This window comes from Nonomuraea helvata (assembly GCF_039535785.1).
GTDB lineage: Bacteria > Actinomycetota > Actinomycetes > Streptosporangiales > Streptosporangiaceae > Nonomuraea > Nonomuraea helvata.
In genome coordinates this window covers 2,466,672-2,491,364 of record NZ_BAAAXV010000001.1, presented here as the reverse complement: position 1 = coordinate 2,491,364, position 24,693 = coordinate 2,466,672, and the positions used below count along the sequence as shown (strand labels likewise).

The window sequence follows — 24,693 nt, the reverse complement described above, 5'->3', positions numbered from 1 at the left end:
TCATCCCCCGTCGCCAAGGAGGTCGGCGTGCCGGGGCCGCCAGTCGAGGCTTTCCGCTGGAAATGCCGCGGTAAGCATGATGAGCTGGGTAAGTGGCGAGAAATCTGATCCTGTCAGGAGGACTGTTCCATGACTTCGCCGCCACGTCGGCCGCGCTCGCGGAGGCGCTCGCCGAGGTGGGGGTCGAGTCGGAGATCACCGAGGACATCGCGGGCGCGCTGAGCGAGCCGTCGGAGGTCCAGCTCATCACGGTCAACGCGCTGCGCTGGCAGATGGACCAGGACCGCTTCGCCGACCTGCGTCCCGAGTGGCGCTTCGCGTTACCCGCCGAGGCCCGCACCACGCTCCTCGACCACCTCGAGCGGGGCGGCGGCCTGCTGTGCATGCACTCGGCGTCGATCTGCTTCGACGACTGGCAGGGCTGGCCGCGCGTCCTGGGCGGCTGCTGGACCTGGCCCAAGTCCCACCACCCGCCGCTGGGGTGGACGGGCGTGCGGGTGCACGGCGGACACCCGGTGGTGGACGGCCTGCGGGACTTCGACGTGGTGGACGAGGTCTACAGCGACCTCGACATCCTGCCCGACGTACGGCCGCTGGCCTCGTCCAACGGCCAGCCGCTGATCTGGGCACGGCCCGTGCGCCGGGGCCGGGTGTTCTACGACGCCCTGGGCCACGACACCAGGTCGTACGAGAACGAGGTGCACAGGACGCTGCTCCAGCGGGCCGCGCTGTGGCTGCTGAAGCGGCCGGTCACCATCACGGAGTGAAGGACCAGCCGGTCCAACGGGTGACGTCCACGAGGATGACCGGGCCGTCGGGCCGGCGCTCGCGATACTGGCCGTACTTGGCCGCCAGCGCGTCGAGCGCCGGCTCCCGCTCCGGCCCCTCCTCCACGATCCTGGCCAGGCCGTCGGCGCGCGCCCACCACAGCCGTGCCCAGTCGTCCTCGTAGTGGTCGGCCAGCAGGCTGACGCGCGGGTTCTCCCGGATGTTGCGCAGCCGCCTCAGGGCGGTGGTGGTCTTGGGCTTGTGGTCGATCGCGGTCACCACCCGGTCCGCGACGACGGCGAAGGTGACGGGCACCAGGTGAGGGGCGCCGTCGCGGCTCGCCGTGGCCAGCCGTGCCACCCGCTCCTCCCGGAACCTCGCGCGGGCCTGCTCGCCGTCCATCCCCCCATTGTGCTGACCGGGAAAGACGGCCGGAAGTTACAAGACGACATGTCGCCCGCGTGGGCAGGATGACCGCATGAAAGCGAACCCTTCGGCGATCCCCGGATTCCTCGCAGGACACGCGCGCGTGCTGGACCGCCGCCGCTACGACCTGCTCATGGGCGACGGCGACGCGGCCGCCGTGCTGGCCGCCCTGGACGCCTACCGCAACCCGGACGGCGGCTACGGCTGGGGGCTGGAGGCGGACCTGCGCTCGCCCGAGAGCCAGCCGGGGGCGGCGCTGCACGCCTTCGAGGCGTTCGAGAACGTCGCCCCGGCGACCTCGCCGCACGCCGCGGCGCTGTGCGACTGGCTCGGCTCTATCACGCTGCCCGACGGCGGGCTGCCGTTCTCGCTGCCGCTCACCGTCGACGAGGCCACCGCTCCCTTGTGGGCGGGCGGCGACCCGGCCACGTCGTCCCTGCAGATCACCTCGATCTCCGCGGCCGCCGCCCACCGCGTCGCCGTTCATGACCCGGCCGTGGCCGCGCACCCGTGGCTGGAGCGCGCCACGCGCTACAGCCTCGACGCGATCCAGGCGCTGGATGATGAGCCGCACGCGTACGTGCTGATGTTCGCCGTGCGCTTCCTCGACGCCGTCTACGACAGCCAGCCGAGGGCGGCCGGCCTGCTCAAACGGCTCGGCGCCCACATCCCCGCGGACGGGCGGGTGCCCGTCGTGGGCGGCACCGAGAACGAGGCGCTGCGCCCGCTGGACTTCGCCCCGTACCCGGGCCGGCCGGTCCGGAACCTGTTCGAGCCGGAGGTGATCGCCGCGGATCTCGTCCGGCTGGAGGGGGAGCAGCACGACGACGGCGGCTGGAGCGTGGAGTACGCGCGCCACTCGCCGGCCGGAGCGCTCGAGTGGCGCGGAGCCGCCACCGTGCACGCCGTCGAGGTGCTGCGCGCGAACGGCCTGATCTAGGCGCCCCCTAGGGGGACAGGCGGCGGGCCGACTCCGACTCCTGGGCCATGCGGCGCAGCGCGTCGAACGCCTTGCCGTACAGGACGGTGCCGAGCACCAGGGCCTCCACGGCGGCGTCGCGCGGACCGTGGAACGGGATCTTGTCCATCTCGACCTCGGACACCAGCGTCCGCGCGGTCTCGGCGTACGGCGTGAGGTCGATGGGCAGGCCGAGCTGGCGCATCCGGACGAGCGTCTGGGCCAGTTCGTCGCGGGTGGGGGCGTGCGGGGCGATGTCCCAGCCCAGGTCGGCGACCAGGCGGTCGACCTGGTCGCGGGCGATCTGCCAGTCCTCGCCGGGCTCGGGCTCGACGGCGGGGCTCAGGGCGTAGTGGGCCGTGCCCAGCATCTCGTGCACGGGAAGGGACTCGTCCTCGACCGCCTCGATGACCTTCTTGATGGAGGCGACGGGGAGTCTGCCGACCTCGAGCATGGCCCGGATCAGGCGGAGCCTGCGCAGGTGGGCCTCGTCGTATTCGGCTCTGGTCGCGGCGGTCTGCTGCCCCTGGTGCAGCAGCCCCTCGCGCAGGTAGTACTTGATCGTCGGGATGGCGACACCGGACTTGGCGCTGAGTTCGGAGATGCGCATCGGTGGATAATAACGCTATCCAGATCGGGCCAGGTGGCGGGCGGCGCTGAGGAGCTCGTGCACGTCGGTCTGGCGGTTCCAGAGGAAGACCACCTCCAGTGGCGGCACGTCCTCTTTGATCGGGAGGAACGCGAGCGTGTCGGGGACGGTCGTGCCCTCGTGGACGCACAACGCGTAACCCGCGCCTTCCTGCACCATGTTGATGACCAGGTCGTGCGTGGCCGCGGACGGGCCGAGGCGGGGGTGGAGGCGGTGCCGTACGAATCCCTGCAGGAAGCGGCGGGCACCGGCCACCGCGTCGGACTCCGGCATGACCAGCGGCTCGGCCGCCAGGTCCGACAGCGACAGCGCCTCGTGCGCCGCCAGGGGGTGGTCGCGGTGGAGCAGCGCGCGCACCGGGAAGCGGTGGACCAGCATGCGGGCCACGCCCCTGGGCAGCGAGCCCGGCGCGTAGCCGAGCCCGGCCTGCAGGGTGCCGTCCACGATGGAGACGATCTGCTCGGCCGTTCCCATGGGCGCCACCCGCAGGTTCGGGGTCGGAAGCTGGGCGAGCAGGCGGGCGACCACGTCCGCCAGTCCGTCGGCCACGCCCAGGCGGGCGGTCTGCGCCGTGCACCTGGCGGCGGCCACGGCGCGGTCGAAGGCGTCCACCGCGACGGTGGCGTGGGCCAGGAACGCCTCGCCCGCCTCGGTCAGCTCGACGCCGCTCGACGAGCGGCTGAACAGCTCGACCCCGATCTCTTTCTCCAGTGCCCTGAGCTGCTCCGACAGCGTCGGCTGGGCGATGTGCAGCGCGGCGGCGGCCCGGCGCAGGCTGCCTGCCCGTGCGATCGCCATCGCGTAGCGGACGTAGCGTAGATCCATCCCTCACCTCGGCGTGATGATGGGCTATCGGTCGATCACACCTCCGTATTACAAGAGACTCTGCTTCCCGTGAAGATACGCAGTTATCCATCGAGAGTCGCCGTTACTGAGCAAGCGCTTGTCTGCGACAGTCGGCGCGGGCTAGCGTGGCGGCACCGGGTGTGATCGTCCATGCCCGGGAGAGGAGCGGGCATGCAGCCGTTCGCGGGGCGGGCGGCCGTGGCGGGGATCGGGATGACGGCCCTGACCAGGGAGTCCGGGCGCACGGAGCTGGAGCTGGCGGTCGAGGCGTGCCGGGCGGCCTGCGCGGACGCGGGGATCGGGCCGCGCGACGTGGACGCGGTGCTCAGCTATCACCTGAACGACTCCGCGCCCGCCGTGCAGGTGGCGCGGGCGCTGGGGATCGAGCGGCTCGGCTGGCACAACGACATCGCGGGAGGGGGGGACGCAGGCGGCGTCGATCCTGGGCGACGCGGCGATGCTGATACACGCCGGTTTAGCGCGAAATATCGTCATTTATAGGGCGCTCAACGGCCGGTCCGGCAAGCGCATGAACACCGTCTCCACCGGCCCCCAGGAGCGCTTCACGTACGGGCTGGCGGGCCCGATCCCGCTCTTCGCCCTGGCCGCGACCCGCTACCTGCACGACACGGGCCTCACCGCCGAGCATCTGCACGCCGTCGTCGCCCAGTCCAGGGAGAACGCCGGAACCAACCCGCGCGCCCTGCGCCGCGAGCCGCTAGAGCTCGCCGCCTACCTCGCCAAGCCGTACGTCTGCACCCCGCTCCGCACGGCGGACTGCTGCCAGGAGACCGACGGCGCCTGCGCCCTGCTGGTCAGCGACGTCCTCGACGGGCCGCGCGTCCAGGCGGTCGTGCGCGGGGGAGGCCCGGGCTGCTCCTCGATGGACCGCGCGCCGGACGTCACCGCGATCTTCTCCGCGTACGTGGCGCCCATGCTCTGGGAGGCGTCCGGGATGCGCCCGTCGGATGTGGACGTGGCGCTGCCGTACGACGCGTACTCGTGGCTCGTGCCCCGGCAACTGGAGGACTTCGGGCTGGTCGAGCGCGGGGGCCTGGGGGCGTACCTGCTGGAGCGCCGCCACGCCTGGGTGAACCCGCACGGCGGCCTGCTCTCGGAGGGCTACGTGCACGGCCTGAACAACGTGGCCCAGGCCGTCAGGGAGCTCAGGGAGGGACGTGAGGTGGCTCTCGTGACGGGGTTCGGGGGCAGCTACGGGAGCGCCGCCCTGCTCGTACGGTGAAAAATCAGCGGAAATGATGACGATGCCTCCGACATGTACGGGGTGATCCGATCCCGACGCCCGAGGAGGCCGACCATGGGGACCGCCCGTGGATGACGACCGGAAGACCCGGTTCGAGGCCATGTACCAGCAGACGTACGAGCACATACTCGGCTACGCCCTGCGCCGCTGCGACTCCCCGGAGGACGCGGCGGACGTGGTGGCCGAGACGTTCGCCATCGCCTGGCGCCGCGTGGACGCGGTCCCGCCGGACGGCGAGGCCCGGCTCTGGCTGTACGGCGTCGCGAGGAACGTGCTGGCCAACCACCGCCGCGGCCAGGCCAGGCACCGGCACCGGAGCGTGGAGCTCGACACCGACCTCGCCGACCTGTACGCCCACTCGCCCGAGACCAGCGTCGAGCTGGGGGCGATCGCGCGGGCGTTCGAGCAGTTGCCCGAGGACGACAGGGAGCTGATCTCGCTGGTGGCCTGGGAGGGCCTGGACCGGGCCCAGATCGCCACCGTGCTCGGCTGCTCGCGCAACGCCGTGCGCATCCGGCTGCACCGGGCGCGCAAGCGCTTCTCCAAGGCGCTGGCCACGGCCGGCGTCACTGTCAACCACCTGGTCATGGAGTCCACATGAACGAGCTGAAGCACCTCGCCCGGGTTCGTGACGAGGACCTGGCGGGCCGGGCGTCCGGCGCGGGGGCGCGGGCGCTGCTGGCCGCCATCACCGCCGAGGAGCCCACGCCCGAGAGGGCACCCGTGCCGCGCCGCCGTACCCGGCGCCTGCTGCTGAGCGCCGCGGCCACCGCCACGCTGGCCGCCGCCGCCCTGATCGGTCCCAGCCTGGTCACCCCCACGGGCGTCGCCACCTCGTACGCCAGCACCGAGCTGGACATCACCCGGGAGGGTAGCGACTGGGTGGCCCGGATCAAGGACCCGTACGCCGACCACGAGAAGTACACCGAAGGCTTCAAGGCCGTCGGGCTGAACGTGCAACTCCAGATCGTCCCGGTCTCCCCGAGCGGGGTCGGCGAGATGATCCAGATGGGCATGGGCGGCTCGGCGATCGGGCAGCGCATGTACACGGGCACGGAACCGGAAGGATGCGAGACGGGCCGGCCGGGGTGCGTGCTGGTGATCAAGCTGCCCGTCGGGTTCAAGGCCCAGGCCTGGGTGAAGTTCGGCCGCGAGGCCCGGCCGGGGGAGGCCTATCAGAACTCCGGCCGCGCCAACGCGAAGGGCGAGATGCTGGAGGGCGTCAAGGTCAGCGGGCGCACCGTGGGCGAGGTGGTCGCCGAGGCTCGAGCGCGCGGGGTCAAGGCGATCTTCCAGGTCATCACACCGAACGAGAACTACGACGGCTTCTCCGTCAAGCCGGGAGAGACCTCGCCGCAGGTCGGGAACGACTGGTTCGTATGGGACGCCGAGTCGGCGCGGCCCGGCGTGGTGCGGCTGCTGGTCACGAAGGAGCACCTGCCGAAGAACCCCGTCTACGGCGGCGAGCCCCCCGTCGGGTGAACGGGCCCATGGCCAAACGACAGCGATCTTGAAGAAGTCAGCTCCTCAGGAGGGATCGGCCGATCCTCGGAGACGGCTGCGAGCAGCGGGTTACCCTGGAATCAGGTCGTCCCCCTTGAGGTGTTGGATGATGGCGAGAGAACCGGCCCTCGGTGAGAACCTGGCACGCATCCGAGTGAGCAAGGGACTCACTCAGGAGGAGCTGGAAGAACGCTCAGGCGTGAGCGTGTCCACGATCCGCAAGCTCGAACAGGGCGACCGCAGCAGCGCGCGTGTCTCGACGCTTCGCAAGCTGGCCGAAGCGCTCGACGTGCGGACCTCAGATCTGTTCCGGCCCTCCCCGGAACCGGTCTCCCCTCAGGAGGAGACCGTGCACGCGGACCTCCTCGCGCTGCGCCGTACGCTCAAACCGGTGCGCGGGCTGGCGGGTGTCCAAATGCCCGACCTCGACGGGCCAGTCTCGTACCGGTCGGTGCGCGACTCGTTCCTCGCGGCGAACACCCTGTACCGGGCGGACGATTACCGGGCCGTGGTGCAGACGATCCCCCCGCTGCTCGTGGAGGCGCGCACGCTGGTGGCGGATGCCCGGGGCGCGGACGATCAGCGCGCCGCGCTGACGCTGCTCTCGCAGACCTTCCAGTTCTCGGCGCAGGCGTTGATCCAGCTCCAGCAGTACGACCTCGCCTATCAGGCGATCACGGAGGGGCTCGCGGCGGCCGAACAGGCCGACGATCCGCTGTTGGGCGCATGGCACGTCTTCAACGAGTGCTGGCTCTTTCTCCGGGAAGGGCGGCTCGACGACGCACAGCGCGCAGCACTGGTGACCGCCCAGGCCATCGAACCGCGCTTCTCGACGAGCGACCCCGCGAAGTTCGCTACCTGGGGGTGGCTGCTGCTGTGGGCCTCGGCGGCAGCCGTTCGCAACAACCAGGGCGATGAGGCCGAAGACATGCTGACGCTCGCCCGTGCGGGGGCGCATCGCATCGAGGGGCAGCCGCTTGAGTCTCCTCCGCTGTGGGCGGCGCGCGGGGCCTCGACTTTCGCCGGGTTCTCCCCGGAGCTGATCCAGATCAAGGCCGTCGAGTATGCGGTGGTGCGGGGGGACGGCACGCGGGCCCTGGAAATCCATGACGGAATCCTGTCGACGGCGAATCTGTCGAGCAGCACGCGGTACAGATATCTCCTCGATGTGGCCGGCGCGCATGCTTACGAGCGGAATGCGGCGGAATCGTGGGAAATTCTTCTCGATCTCAAAACCCGTGTGCCGCACTGGCTCAAGTACCAGCCATTCGCCCGGCGAGTGGCCGGCCACCTCATCGAGGACCGAGCGCGGGCGCTCAGAGCCGAGTACGCCGAGGTCGCGGCCTTCCTCGGGGTCGAGTCCTGATCCAACTGCCACATGGCGTGACAGTTGGATCAGCTCCTGTGCGCAAGTGCCACATGGTGTATCTGGTTTGGGTTCTCCCTCTCCGCGATGCTCTTCCCCATGGACACTCTTCCCCCGCGCGTCGCGAAATTCGACAGTGACCGGAATTCTTATTCGGTAGCTGAACGGCTCCGCGCCGAACTCGAAACCCGCGGCATTTCGGCCGAGGTTCACAAGGGTTATCGGCTGGCGTTGGTGTGGGTCTGGGTGGGCCTGGTGGTGTGGTGCGACGGTGAACGGTTCTGGTGGCGTACCGGGTGGGACGAGGGGCGCAAGCGTGCCGTCTACGTCTGGCATCCAGTGGCGGACCTCGCCCGGGCCGTTCGCCGGATCGCGTTCCGTTATGCGGAACTGCGGGAGGGGCACCCGCTGTCGACGCTGGTTCGCGCGGCGCTGGAGGAGGAACTGGAGCGCCGGGCGGCGTTGCCGCTATGAGTGTGAGCCTGAGCAGCCTGAAGAACGAGTACGGCAGGGAGTGGACCATCTCCGACGCGGTCAGTGGCGGCTGGTACGCCGTGCGCCGCGTCCTCCTGCCGGACCCGAACAACGAACGCCGCCTGTCCAACGTCCGATGCGGTCGGACCCTGGAGGAACTGGCTCGCAATCTGGCCGAAGAACGCGGGCTCGAAGCGACGTGCTTGGCAGATGCGCCACTACGGTCCTCCCAGCAGCGGGTGTCCTGAGTTTCCACCACTGCGCGAGGCGGTGCGGTGGATCAGCCTGACCCCTACAGCTTGCGATCAAAGCCGGGGCGGTTCACTGTCGAATGGGCGGCAGAAGTAGCGTGTGTGCTCGCGGTTCAACCAATCGACAGTCAGGCGAACGTCCGTGAGCCGTTCCGCGAGGATGAGGGCGTGCGTCTTCCATGCGGCTAACGATGGCAGCCGAGATGCCTCATCCAACGACGGAAGCCCTGACGTCAGGGATAGTCCTGAGAGCAGATGCTCAAGACGCGATGCATCGCCATCCGGTTCGGCTCCCCAGCGGAAGCGGCACACCTGCCGCCCATCACGCGCGTAGTGCACATGGTGGTGCCCGAGCGTGTCCCCGATCACCAAAGACACGGCTTCGCCGGCGCCCGAGAGCCGGGGCAGCGCATCGACGGCGATCCAGTCACCAGGCTCCAGCACGACGAACCAAGAACTGAGTTCTCCGATGACCAAGGTTCTGCCACGGCCGGACCTCAAGAGGTGGTATTGAGATTCTTCGTCGGCACTGAAGAGAGAGCGGGGAGCCGCGCTCGATAGCTCTCCTCCCAGTGAAACGGCCAGTTCGTCGGCGCTTGATGCTCTACACCAGGTGATGCTGCCATCCGACAGCGATTCGGTCAGGTGGGCCGTGACAGCCCGATAGTGGGTTTCCAGGTCAACCGACACGTTTCTCCGATATTGGGAGGCTGCGGTGGTGTGGCCAGCGCTACACCATGACGGCGTTTGGGTTGGCTGCTGTTCGCAGTGGTAGGTAGTTAATGCCGGAAGGGTTGGGTTGTGGCTCGTTGAGCCGATGTACGGGCCGCTCGCTCAGGGCGCGGCGGTGAACGCGGCGTGCCGGGCCTTCGCATCGGTCTCCTGGAGGATGTCGCGGGCCGCCAGCCACGCCGCCGCCCCCGCCGCGTCACCCGCCGTCGTGACGCTCTCGCCCGCCAGCAGTTCCGTCACCGCCCGGCGTACCGGACCCTCGCTGGTCAGCACGCTCCCCGCCAGCACCACCGGACCGGACTCATGCACCCTCCTGAGGGTGGCGACCAGGCGCTCGGCGGCGTCTGACGCGATCTCGAGCGCGGCCGGGTCGCCTGCCTCGGCGGCCTGGCTGACCAGGGAGGACAGGGCGGCCAGGCGCATGTGGTCGGCCTGCGCCAGCCGTACGATGCGGTCGGCGGCGGCGCGTGACGCGGCCGGCCGATCGTCGCCGAGGAAGTGCTTCACCACCAGCTCGGTCAGACCCTCGCCACGCGGGGGCGCGCCCCGGTCCAGGGCGTGGACCACGGCCTGGACGGCCCGGCGCCCGATCCAGAAGCCCGACCCCTCATCGCCCAGCAGCCAGCCCAGCCCGTCGGCGACCGTGTCGACCTTGAAGTCCACGATCCTGGCCGCCACGGCGCCTGTGCCCGACAGCAGCAGCGAGCCGTCGGGCTCCGCCGAGCCCGCGGCGTAGGCGATCGGCACGTCGCCCATGTAACGGGGCCCCTCGGCGATGCCGTGGCCCGCCCAGACCTTCGCCAGCTCGGGCACCATCTCGTGCACATGCCCGGCGATCCCGGCCAGCGAGCCGACGACCAGCCCCCCGTCGTGCGTCCCGAGCGCCTCCCCGAGCGCGGCGGCGACCGCCGCCACCGCCTTGCCCAGCCCGTGAGCAGTGGGATTGCCCGCACCGGCCCGCGCGTAACCGACCCTGGCGCCGTCGAGGGAGTGGACGGCGACCCGCGTGGACGTGGCTCCGGCGTCGACACCGACCACTAGCGATTCAGTCACGGTCAGAGTCTGGGGGTTGACGTGGACCGGAAGCAAGAATAATTTTCGCCAGAAGACCGGGTATTCGGAAGGAATATTCGTGACTTCAGGAGCGCTCGGGCGCGTCGAAACAGAACTACCCGGTTTGCCGGAGGCTTTGCGCAGGGTCGGCGAGGTGATTCTCGGCGATCCGGCCGAGGCCGCGCGCTCGACCATCATCGCGCTCGCCGAACGGGCGGGCAGCTCGCCCGCGACCGTGACCAGGTTCTGCCGGGCGTTCGGCTTCTCCGGATACGCCGAGCTGCGCGTCGCCCTCGCCACCGAGACCGGCCGGGCCGCCCAGGCGGGGTGGGGCGCGGGCGTCGGCCACGAGATCGGCCCGGACGACCCGCTCGACTCGGCCATCGAGGTCATGGCCGCCGCCGACGCCAGGCTCATCCAGGACACCGCCGCGCAGCTCGACCTCGACGTGGTCGCCAAGGTGGCCGACGCGATCGTGGCCGCTCCGCGTGTTCTCCTCGTCGGCGTCTCCACCAGCGGTAACGTCGCCACCATGCTGGAAGGCCGGCTGCGCCGCATCGGCATCCCCGGCTGGAGCGCCGGCGACGCGCACGTGGCCCTGTCGGAGGCGGCGCTGCTCAAGGACGGCGACGTGGCCATCGGCATCAGCCACAGGGGTCGTACGCGCGAGGTCATGGAGGCGCTGGCGGAGGCGGGCAGTCACGGCGCGCTGACGGTCGCGGTCACCTCCTTCGCCCGATCCCCGCTGGCGGAGCTGGCCGATCTGGTGCTGACCACCGCCAGCAGGGAGACCACGTTCAGGCTCGGCGGGCTGGCCGCCGTCCATTCGCAGCTGTTCGTGCTGGACGCCGTGTACGTGGCGGTGGCCCAGCGCACCTACGAACGCACCAACGAGGCGTTCGAGCGGACGATCAGCGCGGTGGAGAGCCATCGGGTGGAGAGAGGCTGAATGACGTACGCATCCAAGGTCCTCGAGCTGGCACATCAGGTCGCGGAGAGCCAGGCCGAACCGGTGAAGAGGGCCGCCGCGCTGCTGGTGGCCTCGATCCGGGCCGGTGGCGTGGTCAACGCGTTCGGGTCGGGGCACTCCGAGGCCATCGCCATGGAGATCGCCGGACGCGCCGGCGGCCTCGTCCCCAGCAACCGCCTCACGCCCAGGGACCTCGTCCTGTACGGGGGCCGCCCGGCCAGCGTGCTGACCCCCGAACTGGAGCGCGACCCGGCCGTCGCGCACGAGATCTACGACCTGGCGCCGGTCGAGCCGCCGGACGTGTTCGTGCTGATCTCCAGCTCCGGCGTGAACGGCACGGTCGTCGAACTGGCCACGCTCGTCAAGGAGCGCGGCCACCCGCTGATCGCGCTGACCTCGGTCAAGCACAGCACCCGGATGACCTCGCGCCACCCGTCGTGCCGCAAGCTGCTCGACCTGGCCGACGTCGTGCTGGACAACGGCGCGCCGTACGGCGACGCCCTCCTCGAGCTGCCCGGCGGCGGCACGTACGGCGCGGTGTCCACGGTCACCTCGGCGCTGCTCGCGCAGATGGTGGTCACCGAGGCGATCGACGAGCTCGTGGCCTCGGGCGAGACGCCTCCCGTCTACGTGTCGGTCAACGTGACCGGCGGCGACGAGCACAACAGGGCCCTGGAGAGCCGCTACGCAGGACGTATCCGACGCGGATCATAGACAAGTCAGGAGCAGTCATATGCCTAACACCCCCCATATCAGCCGTCGTGAGCTCCTTCGCGGCGCCGCGCTCGTACCCGTGGCAGGGGCGCTGGCCGCGTGCGCCACGCCCGCCGCCAAGCCGTCCGCGTCGTCCTCGGCCGCGCCGGTCGCGACCAGCGCGGCCAACCCGTTCGGCATGGCGGACAACAAGCCGCTGGAGGTGTGGATCTTCGACGGCGGCTTCGGCCAGGACTACGCCAAGAACATCCACCAGCCGCTCTTCAAGAGCAAGCACCCGAACGTCGAGATCAAGCACAACGCGACCAAGGAGATCACCAAGGTCCTCCAGCCGCGCTTCGCCGGCGGCAACCCGCCGGACGTGATCGACAACTCCGGCGCCAACGCCATGGACTTCGGCGCGCTCGCCCAGGACGGCCAGCTCCAGGACCTCACCCCGCTGCTCGACGCGCCCAGCTGGGACGACCCGAACACCAAGGTCAGGGACACCATCGACCAGGCCGTCATCGACCTCGGCACGTACGACGGCACCTTCAGCGTGCTCGGGTACGTGAACTACATCTTCGGCATCTGGTACTCGCAGAAGGCGTTCCGCGACAACGGCTGGGAGGCCCCGAAGACCTGGGACGAGTTCCTCAAGCTCTGCGAGACCATCAAGAAGTCCGGCAAGATGGCGCCCTTCACCTACGCCGGCAAGTTCCCGCAGTACCTCTACGAGCCGCTGCTCACCATGGCCGCCAAGATCGGCGGCGCCGAGGTCCTCGTCAACATCGACAACCTCGAGGACGGCGCCTGGAAGACCGACGCCATGAAGGCCTCGGCCACGGCCTGGGCCGAGATCGGCGCCAAGTACCTCATGGAGGGCACTGCCGGCCTCGACCACGTGCAGACCCAGACGGCCCAGAACAAGTACAAGGTCGCCATGCTGCCCTCCGGCTCCTGGCTGGAGAACGAGCAGAAGACCACCACGCCGTCCGACTTCGAGTACGGCATGTTCCCGATCCCCGACTTCGGCGGCTCCGACAAGATGCCGTACGGCATGCTGCACAGCCAGCCGAGCGAGAACTTCATCGTCCCCTCCAAGTCCGCCAACCCGCAGGGCGGCATGGAGTACCTGCGTGCCATGCTGTCGAAGAAGGCGGCCGGCGACTTCAGCGAGATGGTCAAGACGGTCTCGGTGGTCAAGGGCGCGGGTGAGGGCCGGAAGCTGTCGCCCGGCGCCGAGAGCGCGACCAAGGCGTTCGCCGCCGCGGGCACGAACGTCGTCTACTACCGCTGGCAGACCTGGTACGCCCAGCTGAAGGACGAGGCCATCGCCGCCACCGGCGAGCTGATGACCGGCGGCATCAAGCCGGACGCCTATCTCGAGCGGCTGCAGAAGAAGGCCGACGAGATCAAGAAGGACTCCTCGATCAAGAAGTACAAGCGCTGATGATCTTCAACAGGTATCGCCGCGGGCTGTTCATCACCTCGTTCCTGGCAGCCCCGGTGATTCTCTACCTGGTCTACGTGATCTCGCCGTACATCCAGGCGTTCTACATCGCGATGACCGACTGGCGCGGCGTGACGGCGACGCCCACGTTCATCGGTCTGGACAACTTCAAGCGGCTCTTCGACGACGGGACGTTCTGGAAGGCCGTCACGCACAACGGCGCGCTGCTCGTGCTGCTGCCGCTGATCACGATCGTCATCGCCCTGTTCTTCGCCTTTCTCCTGAACGTGGGCGGCGCGCAGGGCACGTCGGGGATCCGCGGGTCGAAGTTCTACCGCGTGGTGTTCTTCTTCCCGCAGGTCCTGGCCGTGGCCGTGGTGGCGGTGCTGTTCCAGCAGGTGTTCCGGCCGGACGGCAGCGGCATGCTGAACGGGCCGCTGATGGCGCTCGGGGTCAAGCCGATCGGGTTCCTGTCCGATCCCGGGGTGGCGTTCTGGTCGGTGCTGGGCGTCATGGTCTGGCAGGCGGTCGGCTTCTACGTGGTGCTCTTCTCCGCCGGCCTGGCCTCCATCCCCAGGGACATGTTCGAGGCCGCGCAGATCGACGGGGCCGGACGGGTGAGCCTGTTCTTCCGCATCACGCTGCCGCTGCTCTGGGACACCGTGCAGGTGGCCTGGGTCTATCTGGGGATCCTGGCGCTGGACGTCTTCGCGATCGTCTGGGTGATGACCGACCAGCACGGCGGCCCGGACTGGTCGACCACGGTCATGGCCGCCGAGATCTACCGCAACGCGTTCCAGTACTTCCGCTTCGGGTACGCCTCCGCCCTGGGCGTCGTAATGTTTTTCTTCACCGTCGGCTTCGCGATCCTGTCTCTGCGCTTCTCGCGGCGCGAACGAATCGAGTACTGATCACTCGCTCCCTGGTTAAGGCCGGGGCCTCTCTAACTGATCCGAGGGCGGGCCGGAGTGAACAGACCCAGCCACCACGCACAAGGAGGTGACCTTGGTGGCTACGTTGGACACACGTCAGCAGATCCACTCCGCCGTGCTTCCTCAGCGGCGGACCCTGGAATCCGCGTCAGCAGACAACCCCGGGGCAGGGACGAAACGGGACGCGGACGCCTTCGGGCAGCGGAGTGCCCAACATGGTCGAGGGGAGACCCGCCACGCCTCACCTGGCGCGGCCGGCGTCACCCGCGCAAGCGGAGCCCGCGGTCGTGAGACCGCACCCCGCGTGTTCGTCCTGGCATCGGACGGCACGCCGCTGGATCCATGCCACCCTGCCCGCGCCCGCAAGTTTCTGGCGGCGGGGCGTGCGGTGGTGGTCCGGCACACCCCCTTCGCCATCCGATTGAAAGACCGCACTGCCGGGGAATCCGAGGTCGAGGGCGTAGAGGTGGCCCTGGACCCCGGCAGCAGGCACACCGGCATCACTGTGTTCCGCAACGACACCGGCACCCGGTACGGCTTGTACGGCATCCAGCTCGACCACCGGGGTGGCAAGATCCGCGACAGGCTTGGAGCCCGTGCCTCCCACCGGCGCGGCAGGCGCTCGCGCAACCTCCGCTACCGCGCTCCTCGGTTCGCCAACCGCACCCGGCCGCGAGGCTGGTTGCCGCCAAGCCTGCGGCATCGGCTGAACACCGCGATGAGCTGGGTGGCGCGGCTGCGCTGCCTGGCCCCCGTACGGGCGATCCATGTGGAGACCGTGCGGTTCGACACCCACGCTCTGGCCGCGGGCAGGCCGCTGGAGGGTGCCGAGTATCAGCACGGCACGCTGCACGGTTATGAAGTCCGCGAATATCTGCTGGCCAAATGGGGGCGGGCGTGCGCCTACTGCGGAGCAAGCTGCACCCCGTTGAACATCGACCACATCCAGCCTCGCTCTCGAGGCGGCTCCAACCGCATCAGCAACCTGACCGTCGCATGCGTGTCCTGCAACCAGGCCAAGAACAGCATGCCGGTCACCGAGTTCCTGGCAGGCCGCCCGGCGGTCCTGGACCGGCTGATCGCCCAGGCCAAGGCGCCGCTGCGAGATGCCGCCGCCGTCAACGCCACCCGCTGGGCGCTGTACGAGGCGTTGATGGCGACCGGCCTGCCCGTGCGCTGTGGCAGCGGCGGCCGCACCAAATGGAACCGGTGCCGCACCGGCGCGCCCAAGTCCCACACTCTGGACGCCCTCCATGTAGGAGAACTCAACCACGTGGCCTCTTGGCCCAGCCGGGTGCTCATTGTCGGTGCCACAGGCCGCGGCTCTTACTGCCGCACCCGCACCGACGCATTCGGCTTCCCGCGGCTGCGCCTGCCGCGGACCAAGCTGATCTTCGGATATCAGACCGGAGACCTGGTGCGCGCGATCGTGCCGAAAGGCAAGCACACCGGAACCCACACCGGCCGGGTCGCCGTCCGCACCTCCGGTAGCCACACCGTGCAAACCCCCACCGGTCCTGTCAAGACCTCACACAAGCATCTGCGTCTGCTCCAGCGAGCGGACGGCTACACCTACACGACCAAGAAGGAAGAACACCCTTGTGCACCCTGATGGCGGCCCGCCTAGCGGCGAACCGCCTTTCCCTACCCCGTTACGCGGGGGTCCGTTCTCTGCCCGGCCTGAAGGCCGGCGTGTCCACGGAGAAGGCTCGATGACGTCGTGGACGATGGTGAACTCGCGCAAGATCGCCCGCCAGGAGCGCAGGCGGCGGCTCGGCCCGCTCGGGGTGCTGACGCACGTCGCGCTGCTGATCTGGACGCTGCTGGTGATCGTGCCGATCCTGTGGACGTTCCTGGCCTCGGTCAAGAGCGAGGACGAGATCTTCGGCGACGCCTGGTCCCTGCCCGCCTCGCTGCACTGGGACAACTTCGCCAGGGCCTGGGAGCAGGCGCACATCGGGCAGTACATGCTCAACAGCGTCATCGTCGTGTCGTTCAGTACGTTCGGGACGATGCTGATCGGGTCGATGGCCGCGTACGTGCTGGCCCGCTATCCCTTCCGCGGCAACCGGGCGATCTACCTGCTCTTCGTCTCGGGCCTGGCCTTCCCCGTCTACCTGGCCCTGACCCCGCTCTTCTTCGTCGTCCAGAACATGGGCAACGTGCCGGTGGTCGGCCCGTTCATCGGCCTGAACACGCACGCGGGCCTGGTCCTGGTCTACATCGCGTACTCGATGCCGTTCACGGTCTTCTTCCTGTCGGCGTTCTTCCGCACGCTCCCCACCGCCGTCGGGGAGGCCGCGATGGTGGACGGCGCGTCGCACACCAGGGTCTTCTTCCAGATCATGCTCCCGATGGCGCGGCCGGGCATCATCAGCATCACGATCTTCAACATCCTGGGCCAGTGGAACCAGTACCAGCTGCCTCTGGTGCTGCTCCAGGAGCGGGACAAATGGGTGCTCACGCAGGGCATCGCCGACATCTCCACCGCCGCCGGATACGACCAGGACTGGTCCGCCCTCTTCGCCGCCCTGACCCTGGCCATCCTCCCGATGCTGGTGGTCTACACGGTCTTCCAGCGCCAGATCCAGAGCGGCCTGACCTCGGGAGCCCTCAAATAGCTCGCGCGCCCGGCTCGGGAGGCTTACCCTGCGGAGTGTGAACGGCGACATCCGCACGTTGCTGTCGCGCCATCTCCCCGACTACCGGGTGCGCTCCGTCCGCCCGCTCGGCGAAGGCCTCGACAACATGGTGTACGAGGTCAACGACGAGCTGCTGGTACGGCGCAACAAGGCGACGACCCCGGACGAGAACCGGCAGGAGGTCGCCCGCCTGGCGGCCCTCAGGGAGCTCTCCCCGCTGCCGGTCCCCGAAGTGGTCTTCGCCGACGACGAGTCCGGCGTGATCGCGTACCACAAGCTCCCGGGCGAGCCCCTCAACCGGCACCCGGCCGCTGATCTGCGGCACGGGGCCGCTGACCTGCGGCGTCTGGCAGAACCCCTGGGCGAGTTCCTCACCGCCCTCCACGGCGCCTCAACCGCCAGGATGCGAGAGGTGGCACCACTGGACGTCTACCCGGCGCCGACGCTCCTCCGGGACGCCGAGCTCGACTACCGCGACGTGGAGAGCCACGTCCCGGAGAAGCAGCGCCCGCTGGTGGAGCGCTTCTTCGAGGAGCCGCCGCCGGACGAGCCCCGGTCGTTACGCTTCTGCCACAACGACCTGGGCGCCGAGCACGTGCTGGTGGACGCGGAGGCCGCCACGATCACCGGCATCATCGACTGGACCGACGCCGCCATCACGGACCCGTCCCACGACTTCGCCCGCATCTACCGCGACCTGGGCCCGGAGTTCTTCGAGGCGACGCTGTCGCACTACGACTTCCCCCTGGACGACGCCGACCGGGCGAGGGTGCTCTTCTACGCGAGGTGCGCGCTCATCGAGGACCTGGCGTACGGCCTGAGCACAGGCCCCCGCCACTACGCCGACGCCGCCCTGGCCCACCTGGCCTGGACGTTCGCGTAGGTTGCGCGAAGGCCACCCGCCCGTTGCCCTGTCACCGGGTGGGCCCGCTGAACCGCGTCGCCTGGCTTGTTTTCCTACTCTTTTGATAATCCCGGAACCATGTCGGAGACTTCGTACAGCATCGGCGAGGCACCCTCGACCCGGGTGAGCCTCTCCTTGGCCGAAGGGACAGCTGAGGCAATTCGCCGCCGCGTGGGCAGCGGGAGTTCTCCGCGTTTATTGCCGCGGCCGTGGAACGCGAGCTGCGTGGCCAGATACTGGACGAGTATCTGGCCGACTACGCGCGCCGCAACGGCCCCGTGCCTGCGGAGGAGCAGGAGCGTGCCCGCCAAGTGTTCGACGAGGTGTTCTCCGAGGCGGGGGAGTGGCGGGTCCTGGTTGACGCACGAGGGGACTCTCGTCCTCGACTGCGAAGGACTGTCGAAGTTGGTCGCGGACCAGCCGTCTGTTGTCGCCTTGGTCGCGGAAGCGCGATGCCGCGGGATGGAAGTGGTGATCAGCGCTCTCACCATCATTGAGGCCGCCTGTCACCGAACGGACCGATCGCGGCTCGCGTGGCTGCTGTCCGGCACACGGATCGTCCACGTTGGGGAAGAGGAGGCGAAAGCCGCCTCGGCGATGCTGGTCGGAGCCGGGTTGCACGGCCACAGGTACGCCATCGACGCCGTTGTGGCGGAGATGGCCGTACGACAACGACGGCCCGTTGTCATGCTCACGTCCGACATCGACGACATGACGAAGCTCTGCGGTGATCGAGTGCGTCTGATAGCGGTATAGATCACGACAATCTCGCGCCCCGCCAAGTCGGGGATGGGTGCGTGCCTCGTCAACCGGCAATCCGGCCTCGCCATGGACGTCTGGCAGCACTCCACCGCCGACGGCGCGCGCATCACCCCATACACCTACAGCGGCAACGCCAACCAACGCTTCACACGCCGGCAGGTCTGACCCGTCGGGAGGGCAGGTCTGTGAATCCGCTATCGCAGGCCTGCCTCACCTTCCTGACTCGTCCGGTGTGACATACGTTCTTGGAGACAGATCGCCGTCGCCGGCCGTGCTGGGTGGCGCGGTAGCGATGGTCCGGCTCAAGCCGGAAATCTACAAGCCCCACGAGATAGGGCAATACAATGACAAATCCCCCCCGCTTCCTCCGCCGAATCCTGCTCAGCGTTCTGAGCACACTTGCCCTGGTACCGGTAGTCGCGCTCGCGGGCGCCCCGCCGGCCAGCGCGGACACCAGCCAGTTCAGAGGCGTGAACTGGGCCGTACCCGGCGACAACTTTGTCAAAGGCCTGCTCGTCCTCCACGGACTCGCCACATCGGACAGCTACGCGACCGTCCGAGCCAAGGCGGACGCCGTCTACAACGGCTTCGAGAGCCAGCTCGGCGTCAACACCGTACGGTTACCCGTCAACACCCACACCGTCGGTTCGTCGTGGTGGAACGCCTACCGCGCCACGATCGACTCCGCCACCGCCAGAGGGTTCAAGGTGATCCTCGCCTACTGGGAGGACGCCGCAGCCTCAGGCGGGCGGATAACCGACACGGCCGCCTTCAATACCATGTGGAACACCGTGACCGCCCAGTACGGCTCCAACGACCTGGTCTACTTCGAGCCGATGAACGAACCCCACGGTTACAGCACTACCGAGTGGACGAACTTCGCCGCCTCGTGGATCAACGCCCGCTCGTCGATTCCGAGGGGCCGGATCCTGGTGGGCGGCACCGGTTTCAGCCAGGACATCAGGCCGGTCTGCGCCGACAGCCGCCTCGCGGGAACGCTGCTCTCCTATCACCACTACGCCTTCTTCTACGGCCAGAAGGACTACGCCGGCTGGGTCCAGAGCTTCCGCGAACGGCTGGGCACCTGCGCCTCGCGAGCGGTCACGACCGAGTTCGGTGCTGAGATGGACTCCGGCCTGAACTACAACGACGCGGGCAGCACCAACAACTTCGTTCGCTACTTCCGCGCGGACACCGACTCCATGCGGGACCTGCACATGGGTTCTGTCTACTGGCCGGCGCTCGGCGGAAAGGACAGCGGGAACGGCTACGACCATTACTCCATGTTCGCGCTCCAAGGCAGCGGCACCAGCTTGAGCTTGAGCATTCGCAACGCCACCGGCGCCGAGCGCCTCAGGCACGGCTGGGGCGACGGTGGCGCTACTCCCGCAATGGTCACGCTCACGGCAGCGCACTCGGGCAAGTGCGTCGACGTGGTCAGCGCGTCTGTGGCGGACGGGGCCGAGATCGCCCAGTACAGCTGCAACGGCGGCAGCAATCAGCGCTGGGAGTTCCGGGACCTCGGCACCGGCTACTACCAGATCGTCGCCGGGCACTCCGGCAAATGCCTTGATGTGGATGGGACCTCGACCGCCAACAACGCCAGGATCATCCAGTGGACGTGCGGCGGCGCACAGAACCAGCAATGGCAGGCACAGGACGCAGGGAGCGGGCGGGTCCGGCTCATCGCACGCCACTCCGGCAAATGCCTTGACGTCCCCAGCAACTCCACCACCGACGGCACCCGCCTGATCCAGTACACCTGCGGCAGCGGGCAGAACCAGCAGTTCACGCGGAACGCGGCATAGATCTCCGTCCACCTGAACATCATCAGCCTGACCTCTGCCGCGCGGTCCGCGCGCGGATGTCCGCGGTGGGGAGCGTGGGGGAACGGGGGCTTCCCGTTCCCCCACGGCACCGGGTTGAGATCGCCGGGCGGAGCGGTGGGAAGTGATGCGCCGCTACGAAGACGGTGTGACTTCGAGGTAGTCGATGTTGGGCAGGCCGCCGGCCGTCGTGGGGTTGAACCTGATGGTGTTGCCGCCCGCGTTCAGCGTGACGGTCAAGGTCTTGGCCACCCACGTGGTCCACGCGCCGGTGCCCTCGAACGACGGGGTCTGCACCGTCGAGCCGTTGACGATCAGCGAAGCCGGCCGCGCGGTCGCGGCACCGTTGGCGAACTGGACCCGCAGCGTCGCGGTGCCCGCCGTGCTCGCGTTGACTGCGAACTGAGCGTAGGCACCCACCGTGTTGTCGCCATTGCAGAATCCGGTGCCTGAGTAGCCCGACCAGTTGGAGTCGATGGTGCCGGTGCACACCGCCGGCGAGACTTCCGCCTCATAGCGGGTGGCCGACCCAGGGCCGCCGAGGGCGCTCATGATGGCGCTGATGATGCCCGGTTGGGTCACCGTGTTGGTGCTTCGGTTGAACAGCCCGAGACCGTATTGGCCGTTGACGCCGTTGTCCCAGTAAACAGTGGCTGATCCGTACTTCTTGGCAGTGGACACCATGGTGCGCGCGAAGTCCGCACGGTACCTGTTGTTCGACGAATCGAAGGATGACTTGTCGATCGAACCGTATTCGCCGACGACCACCGGGTATCCCCGCACGGCGAACTTGTCATACGTCTTCTTCAACTGCGCATCCATGTAATCCTCCTGTCCCCAGGTGGATTTTCTTGACGGGTTGGTCGCGGCCCGTCCCCACTGCGTGATCGTGCCGTTCTCCTCCCCGGCGAAGTCCCAGGGATCGTAATAGTGAACGGAGATCATGATCCTCTGCTCACCGCTGGGGATGGTGGGTGACCGGTAGGAGTCCGTCGGGATCACGAAGCCGTAGTTCCCCGTGGTGTAATCGATGTTGGTGTTCCATCCGGGCACCAGCAGCCATCGTGAACCGTTGTTTCCGCCGGACCTTCTTGCGGTGTCCACGAAGATCTGGTTGTAGCTGTTGATGTTTGAATAGCACGGCTGGGTGGGGTTGCCGTACTGCCCGTCGAACTCTTCGTTCATGGATTCGAAGATCAGGTGTTGGTCGTAATTCTGGAACCTGGACGCGATCTGCTGCCAGGTCTTCTGGTACTTGGCCTTGATCGTTGTTTGATCGGCGGCATCGCAGATCAGCCAGGAGTAGGGGATGGTCTTGTAGCCGTCCCCATGAATGTTGAGCACCACGTACATGCCCCGGTTGTACGCATAGTTGACGACTTCCTGAATTCTGTTCAGCCAGGAAGAGCTGATCGTGTAGTCCGGGCCGGGCCCTATGGACCTCAAATACGAGACCGGGATCCGGATCGTGTTGAAGCCTGCCGCCTTCACCTTGTCGATGAGCGCCTGCGTCACGGTCGGATTGCCCCACGCCGTTTCGCCGGGATATCCGTCGGCGTTGGCCTCCAGTTGGTTCCCCAGATTCCAGCCAGCGCCCATGTCGGTAATGATCTGCGCAGCGTTGAGCTGTGCCGTGGCACCGGCCGATGCATGCGCGGTCAAGCCGGACACCGCTAGGGCGACCGATAACATGCCGGACAGGAGAATGGCCCTGATCTTCCTTGCTGTTGGAACCATGCGTATTTCCTCTCTTCTCGGCCTGGCGTGTCCGAGAGCAGGCTTCGTCCAGCCGAACCTGTCGATCGGTGGCGGACTCTTCTCATCGAGCTTGTGAATTGCACGGTGCGCGGCACGGAAGGGCGGTCAGCCGGCGCGGCGGCGCGAGATCGGGCCGACGATCGCGGCGAAAGCCGACACCGAATACGTGCTGTTCTTCGCACGGCTTGAGTGTCGTCGAATTGGAGTCGAAGCGCTTCGACAGGTATTTCGACAGTTTCGGCGGAGGAAGGCTGTGGTACGCACACTCTAGAAGTCAGGAAATATAAATGCAACAGGTCAGACACACGCGAGGAGGAAGAGCCGTATCGACCGGGATGCACGGGCCATCGACGCTCGCCGGTACGCTCCCGACAATGGATGCAATCTTCCCGCCCAAGCTGACCAGAGGTGACGTCGTACGCGTGGTGGCGCCGGCCAGGTCCCGCGCGATGGTGACGGAGCACGACCACACCGCGATCATCGAGTCCCGGTTCGCCGAGCTCGGTCTCACACTCTCCTACGGCCGCCACGTCGATGAGCGGGACGCCTTCGACTCCTCGAGCATCGCCTCCCGGGTCGCCGATCTGCACGAGGCTTTCGCGGACCCGTCGGTAGCCGCGATCATGACGGTCATCGGCGGCTACAACTGCAACGAGCTCCTGCCGTACCTGGACTGGGAGCTCATCCGGGCCAACCCGAAGATCCTCTGCGGGTACTCCGACATCACGGCCCTGCAGAACGCCATCCTCGCCCGTACCGGGCTGGTCACCTACTCGGGGCCGCACTGGTCGACGTTCGGGATGCGCGATCACTTCGAGCCGACCCTGCGATGGTTCACAGAGATCATGTTCGGCTCCGACCCGATCACCTTGAGCCCGGCGGCCCATTGGAGCGACGATCTCTGGTTCCTCGACCAGGACAAGCGTGACCTGTTCCCCAACGAAGGATGGTGGCCGCTCCAGCCTGGCACGGCCGAGGGGAGGATCGTGGGCGGGAACCTCTGCACCCTGAGCCTCCTGCAGGGCACCGCTTACATGCCCTCTCTCGACGGCGCGATACTGATCGTCGAGGACGACCTCGAATCCCCTCCGGTGACCTTCGCCCGGAATCTGACATCACTGCTTCAGCTTCCCGACGCCGCCGGCGTGCGGGGGCTGGCGATCGGGCGTTTCCAGCGGGCCAGCCGTATGACGCGCTCGCTGCTTGAACACATCGTCGCCATCCAGCCGGCACTGGCGGGACTGCCGGTGCTGGCCAACATCGACGTCGGCCACACCGACCCGCTGGCCACCTTTCCGGTCGGGGGCCAGGCAGAGCTCACCGTCGCGGATGGCGAGGCGAGTTTGACGCTGCGGCGACACTGACGGGGCGTGGCGTTCGCCGCCTGGCCGTGATCCCCAGAGGTCACCCTGAGGATCCAGCGCTTCTGCGGGTGCGGTAAGCGCGCTGCTGGCATGCGCGTGAGCAGTATTCGCGAGGCCGTCCTGTGGTGGTTTTGGGGACGGCCCCGCCGCAGGCAGCGCACCCGGGGGCTGAAGGGAGATCAACCGATGTTTCGTCACAAGTGGGTGTCTCGGCGGCCGCCATGGCCGATGTTTCGTCACGCATGGAGCTGAACGGGCCGGGCTGCGTCGCCGTGAGCCGGTCGGGTCCGATGGCCTCCGCCGGAGGCTCGGCCGTTGACGGGAGGGCCGCGGCGATGCAGTCGAGGACGCGCTCCAGCCCGTACCGGAACCGGTCCTCGGGGCCCAGGCGGGGCTGGCGCCCCTGCACCACGATCTTGGTGAAGATCGGGTACCTCCCGCTCTTCAGCAGTTGCTGGACGCGCGGGATGCTCCGCGCCAGCCACTCCGGCTCGCTGAGCCCGCTGCGGCGGACCTCCTCGGCCCAGCTGATCTCCTCGCGGACGGCGCTCTCGACGTAGCCGTTCAGAAGGGCCATGAAGGCGAGGTTCTCGTCGATGGAGACGTGGGCGTCGAGGGCTCCCATCACCCGTTCGACCAAGAGCAGCTGGTTGGGGCCGTAGCTGTGGAGCGCCCGGTGCACCGTGGAGATCCACGGGTGCCGCAGCCACATTGCCCGCACCCCGTAGGCGTAGCGCGTCAGGTCCGCGCGCCAGTCGTCGGAGGGCATGCCCGTGACGTCGATCTCGCCCTGCAGCCGGTCGGCGACGAGCGCGATGAGGTCGTCGCGGCTGGGGACGTACCGGTAGAGGGACATCGCGCCCGCGCCGATCTCGGCGGCGATCCGTCGCATGGTGGCGGCCTCCAGCCCCTCGGCGTCGGCGATCCGGACGGCCGCCTCGGTGATCTGGCGGCGGCTGTAGACCGGCTTCGGCCCGCGGGCGGGGCGCTCGGGCCGCATCCAGATGTTCACGTACTCGGCGTCCGTCACCGTTCCACCCCCTCCTTGCGTACATAGTACCCAGTAATCTAGTGTGACCGGCGTAACCGCGTACAAAGT

At 68.3% G+C, this 24,693-nt stretch carries 27 protein-coding genes; 20 read left to right on the top strand and 7 right to left on the bottom strand.

Annotated elements, in window-relative coordinates:
• Positions 1-92: 92 nt before the first annotated feature.
• A complete protein-coding gene (locus tag ABD830_RS11510; protein ID WP_344986637.1) occupies positions 93-767 on the top strand; it encodes a ThuA domain-containing protein in 675 nt (224 codons plus the stop codon).
• Here the strand turns inward: ABD830_RS11510 and ABD830_RS11505 are convergent.
• A complete protein-coding gene (locus tag ABD830_RS11505) occupies positions 757-1,170 on the bottom strand; it encodes a TIGR03668 family PPOX class F420-dependent oxidoreductase (RefSeq protein WP_344986636.1) in 414 nt (137 codons plus the stop codon). The genes ABD830_RS11510 and ABD830_RS11505 overlap by 11 nt on opposite strands.
• A gap of 76 nt (positions 1,171-1,246) precedes the next feature.
• Between ABD830_RS11505 and ABD830_RS11500 the strand changes: the two genes are divergently transcribed.
• Positions 1,247-2,134 (top strand): hypothetical protein, encoded by an 888-nt coding sequence (locus ABD830_RS11500; RefSeq protein ID WP_344986635.1) that lies wholly within the window; start codon positions 1,247-1,249, stop codon positions 2,132-2,134.
• 7 nt (positions 2,135-2,141) lie between these two features.
• On the opposite strand, the gene ABD830_RS11495 is transcribed toward ABD830_RS11500, so the two are convergent.
• Positions 2,142-2,762 (bottom strand): MerR family transcriptional regulator, encoded by a 621-nt coding sequence (locus ABD830_RS11495; RefSeq protein WP_344986634.1) that lies wholly within the window; start codon positions 2,760-2,762, stop codon positions 2,142-2,144.
• Positions 2,763-2,777: 15 nt separating this feature from the next.
• Complete coding sequence (locus tag ABD830_RS11490) at positions 2,778-3,626, bottom strand: LysR family transcriptional regulator (protein WP_344986633.1); 849 nt, start codon at positions 3,624-3,626, stop codon at positions 2,778-2,780.
• A gap of 192 nt (positions 3,627-3,818) precedes the next feature.
• Here ABD830_RS11490 and ABD830_RS11485 point away from each other — a divergent pair, with 192 nt between their 5' ends.
• The 7 genes from ABD830_RS11485 (at position 3,819) to ABD830_RS11455 (ending at position 8,502) form a co-directional block, all read left to right on the top strand.
• Complete coding sequence (locus tag ABD830_RS11485; protein WP_344986632.1) at positions 3,819-4,148, top strand: hypothetical protein; 330 nt, start codon at positions 3,819-3,821, stop codon at positions 4,146-4,148.
• Positions 4,149-4,176: 28 nt separating this feature from the next.
• Positions 4,177-4,890, top strand: coding sequence for a thiolase C-terminal domain-containing protein (locus ABD830_RS11480; RefSeq protein WP_344986631.1), 714 nt, complete (start codon positions 4,177-4,179; stop codon positions 4,888-4,890).
• An 88-nt stretch (positions 4,891-4,978) separates the two neighbouring features.
• A complete protein-coding gene (locus ABD830_RS11475; RefSeq protein ID WP_344986630.1) occupies positions 4,979-5,512 on the top strand; it encodes an RNA polymerase sigma factor in 534 nt (177 codons plus the stop codon).
• Complete coding sequence (locus ABD830_RS11470; protein ID WP_344986629.1) at positions 5,509-6,393, top strand: hypothetical protein; 885 nt, start codon at positions 5,509-5,511, stop codon at positions 6,391-6,393. Before ABD830_RS11475 ends, ABD830_RS11470 begins: the two co-directional genes overlap by 4 nt.
• Positions 6,394-6,520: 127 nt before the next feature.
• On the top strand, positions 6,521-7,780 hold the full coding sequence (locus ABD830_RS11465; RefSeq protein WP_344986628.1) for a helix-turn-helix domain-containing protein: 1,260 nt from the start codon (positions 6,521-6,523) through the stop codon (positions 7,778-7,780).
• 99 nt (positions 7,781-7,879) lie between these two features.
• On the top strand, positions 7,880-8,254 hold the full coding sequence (locus ABD830_RS11460) for a hypothetical protein (RefSeq protein ID WP_344986626.1): 375 nt from the start codon (positions 7,880-7,882) through the stop codon (positions 8,252-8,254).
• Positions 8,251-8,502 carry a hypothetical protein gene (locus ABD830_RS11455; protein WP_344986624.1) on the top strand — a complete coding sequence of 84 codons (252 nt, stop codon included), beginning with the start codon at positions 8,251-8,253 and terminating at the stop codon, positions 8,500-8,502. The genes ABD830_RS11460 and ABD830_RS11455 overlap by 4 nt, the downstream gene beginning before the upstream one ends.
• Positions 8,503-8,559: 57 nt before the next feature.
• Here the strand turns inward: ABD830_RS11455 and ABD830_RS11450 are convergent, their stop codons facing one another.
• Both ABD830_RS11450 and ABD830_RS11445 read right to left on the bottom strand, forming a co-directional pair.
• A complete protein-coding gene (locus ABD830_RS11450) occupies positions 8,560-9,195 on the bottom strand; it encodes a DUF6461 domain-containing protein (protein WP_344986623.1) in 636 nt (211 codons plus the stop codon).
• A 144-nt stretch (positions 9,196-9,339) separates the two neighbouring features.
• A complete protein-coding gene (locus tag ABD830_RS11445) occupies positions 9,340-10,290 on the bottom strand; it encodes an N-acetylglucosamine kinase (RefSeq protein WP_344986621.1) in 951 nt (316 codons plus the stop codon).
• Between the two features lie 79 nt (positions 10,291-10,369).
• Between ABD830_RS11445 and ABD830_RS11440 the strand changes: the two genes are divergently transcribed.
• The 10 genes from ABD830_RS11440 to ABD830_RS11395 all read left to right on the top strand — a co-directional run bounded on the left by ABD830_RS11440 (position 10,370) and on the right by ABD830_RS11395 (position 20,454).
• Entirely contained in the window at positions 10,370-11,239 is an 870-nt protein-coding gene (locus ABD830_RS11440) for a MurR/RpiR family transcriptional regulator (protein ID WP_344986620.1), read from the top strand.
• The gene (locus tag ABD830_RS11435; protein WP_344986619.1) at positions 11,240-11,974 is read left to right on the top strand and encodes a sugar isomerase domain-containing protein; all 735 of its coding nucleotides are present in this window, start codon (positions 11,240-11,242) and stop codon (positions 11,972-11,974) included.
• Positions 11,975-11,993: 19 nt separating this feature from the next.
• Positions 11,994-13,406 (top strand): N-acetylglucosamine/diacetylchitobiose ABC transporter substrate-binding protein, encoded by a 1,413-nt coding sequence (gene ngcE / locus ABD830_RS11430; RefSeq protein WP_344986618.1) that lies wholly within the window; start codon positions 11,994-11,996, stop codon positions 13,404-13,406.
• Positions 13,406-14,317 carry a carbohydrate ABC transporter permease gene (locus tag ABD830_RS11425; RefSeq protein WP_344986617.1) on the top strand — a complete coding sequence of 304 codons (912 nt, stop codon included), beginning with the start codon at positions 13,406-13,408 and terminating at the stop codon, positions 14,315-14,317. The genes ngcE and ABD830_RS11425 overlap by 1 nt, the downstream gene beginning before the upstream one ends.
• Positions 14,318-14,642: 325 nt before the next feature.
• A complete protein-coding gene (gene iscB / locus ABD830_RS11420; protein WP_344986615.1) occupies positions 14,643-15,950 on the top strand; it encodes an RNA-guided endonuclease IscB in 1,308 nt (435 codons plus the stop codon).
• Positions 15,951-16,050: 100 nt separating this feature from the next.
• Positions 16,051-16,959, top strand: coding sequence for a carbohydrate ABC transporter permease (locus tag ABD830_RS11415; protein WP_344986613.1), 909 nt, complete (start codon positions 16,051-16,053; stop codon positions 16,957-16,959).
• Positions 16,960-16,996: 37 nt separating this feature from the next.
• Positions 16,997-17,863, top strand: coding sequence for a phosphotransferase family protein (locus ABD830_RS11410; protein ID WP_344986612.1), 867 nt, complete (start codon positions 16,997-16,999; stop codon positions 17,861-17,863).
• A 483-nt stretch (positions 17,864-18,346) separates the two neighbouring features.
• On the top strand, positions 18,347-18,640 hold the full coding sequence (locus ABD830_RS11405; protein WP_344986611.1) for a DNA-binding protein: 294 nt from the start codon (positions 18,347-18,349) through the stop codon (positions 18,638-18,640).
• A gap of 33 nt (positions 18,641-18,673) precedes the next feature.
• Positions 18,674-18,811, top strand: coding sequence for an RICIN domain-containing protein (locus tag ABD830_RS11400; RefSeq protein WP_344986610.1), 138 nt, complete (start codon positions 18,674-18,676; stop codon positions 18,809-18,811).
• Between the two features lie 179 nt (positions 18,812-18,990).
• Complete coding sequence (locus ABD830_RS11395; RefSeq protein ID WP_344986609.1) at positions 18,991-20,454, top strand: RICIN domain-containing protein; 1,464 nt, start codon at positions 18,991-18,993, stop codon at positions 20,452-20,454.
• A gap of 153 nt (positions 20,455-20,607) precedes the next feature.
• Here the strand turns inward: ABD830_RS11395 and ABD830_RS11390 are convergent, their stop codons facing one another.
• Positions 20,608-22,209 (bottom strand): cellulase family glycosylhydrolase, encoded by a 1,602-nt coding sequence (locus ABD830_RS11390; RefSeq protein WP_344986608.1) that lies wholly within the window; start codon positions 22,207-22,209, stop codon positions 20,608-20,610.
• Positions 22,210-22,604: 395 nt separating this feature from the next.
• Here ABD830_RS11390 and ABD830_RS11385 point away from each other — a divergent pair, with 395 nt between their 5' ends.
• A complete protein-coding gene (locus ABD830_RS11385; RefSeq protein ID WP_344986607.1) occupies positions 22,605-23,594 on the top strand; it encodes a S66 peptidase family protein in 990 nt (329 codons plus the stop codon).
• Positions 23,595-23,634: 40 nt separating this feature from the next.
• Here the strand turns inward: ABD830_RS11385 and ABD830_RS11380 are convergent, their stop codons facing one another.
• Positions 23,635-24,624: a TetR/AcrR family transcriptional regulator gene (locus ABD830_RS11380; RefSeq protein ID WP_344986606.1), complete on the bottom strand. Its 990-nt coding sequence runs from the start codon at positions 24,622-24,624 to the stop codon at positions 23,635-23,637.
• Positions 24,625-24,693 lie beyond the last annotated feature (69 nt).

Bases quoted from the DNA above. Each gene is read 5' to 3' on its own strand.
- ABD830_RS11505 (WP_344986636.1), bottom strand. From the start codon at position 1,170: ATGGACGGCGAGCAGGCCCGCGCGAGGTTCCGGGAGGAGCGGGTGGCA.
- ABD830_RS11500 (WP_344986635.1), top strand. From the start codon at position 1,247: ATGAAAGCGAACCCTTCGGCGATCCCCGGATTCCTCGCAGGACACGCG.
- ABD830_RS11495 (WP_344986634.1), bottom strand. From the start codon at position 2,762: ATGCGCATCTCCGAACTCAGCGCCAAGTCCGGTGTCGCCATCCCGACG.
- ABD830_RS11490 (WP_344986633.1), bottom strand. From the start codon at position 3,626: ATGGATCTACGCTACGTCCGCTACGCGATGGCGATCGCACGGGCAGGC.
- ABD830_RS11485 (WP_344986632.1), top strand. From the start codon at position 3,819: ATGCAGCCGTTCGCGGGGCGGGCGGCCGTGGCGGGGATCGGGATGACG.
- ABD830_RS11480 (WP_344986631.1), top strand. From the start codon at position 4,177: ATGAACACCGTCTCCACCGGCCCCCAGGAGCGCTTCACGTACGGGCTG.
- ABD830_RS11470 (WP_344986629.1), top strand. From the start codon at position 5,509: ATGAACGAGCTGAAGCACCTCGCCCGGGTTCGTGACGAGGACCTGGCG.
- ABD830_RS11465 (WP_344986628.1), top strand. From the start codon at position 6,521: ATGATGGCGAGAGAACCGGCCCTCGGTGAGAACCTGGCACGCATCCGA.
- ABD830_RS11460 (WP_344986626.1), top strand. From the start codon at position 7,880: ATGGACACTCTTCCCCCGCGCGTCGCGAAATTCGACAGTGACCGGAAT.
- ABD830_RS11455 (WP_344986624.1), top strand. From the start codon at position 8,251: ATGAGTGTGAGCCTGAGCAGCCTGAAGAACGAGTACGGCAGGGAGTGG.
- ABD830_RS11435 (WP_344986619.1), top strand. From the start codon at position 11,240: ATGACGTACGCATCCAAGGTCCTCGAGCTGGCACATCAGGTCGCGGAG.
- ngcE (WP_344986618.1), top strand. From the start codon at position 11,994: ATGCCTAACACCCCCCATATCAGCCGTCGTGAGCTCCTTCGCGGCGCC.
- ABD830_RS11425 (WP_344986617.1), top strand. From the start codon at position 13,406: ATGATCTTCAACAGGTATCGCCGCGGGCTGTTCATCACCTCGTTCCTG.
- ABD830_RS11415 (WP_344986613.1), top strand. From the start codon at position 16,051: ATGACGTCGTGGACGATGGTGAACTCGCGCAAGATCGCCCGCCAGGAG.
- ABD830_RS11405 (WP_344986611.1), top strand. From the start codon at position 18,347: ATGGAAGTGGTGATCAGCGCTCTCACCATCATTGAGGCCGCCTGTCAC.
- ABD830_RS11400 (WP_344986610.1), top strand. From the start codon at position 18,674: ATGGGTGCGTGCCTCGTCAACCGGCAATCCGGCCTCGCCATGGACGTC.
- ABD830_RS11395 (WP_344986609.1), top strand. From the start codon at position 18,991: ATGACAAATCCCCCCCGCTTCCTCCGCCGAATCCTGCTCAGCGTTCTG.
- ABD830_RS11390 (WP_344986608.1), bottom strand. From the start codon at position 22,209: ATGGTTCCAACAGCAAGGAAGATCAGGGCCATTCTCCTGTCCGGCATG.
- ABD830_RS11385 (WP_344986607.1), top strand. From the start codon at position 22,605: ATGGATGCAATCTTCCCGCCCAAGCTGACCAGAGGTGACGTCGTACGC.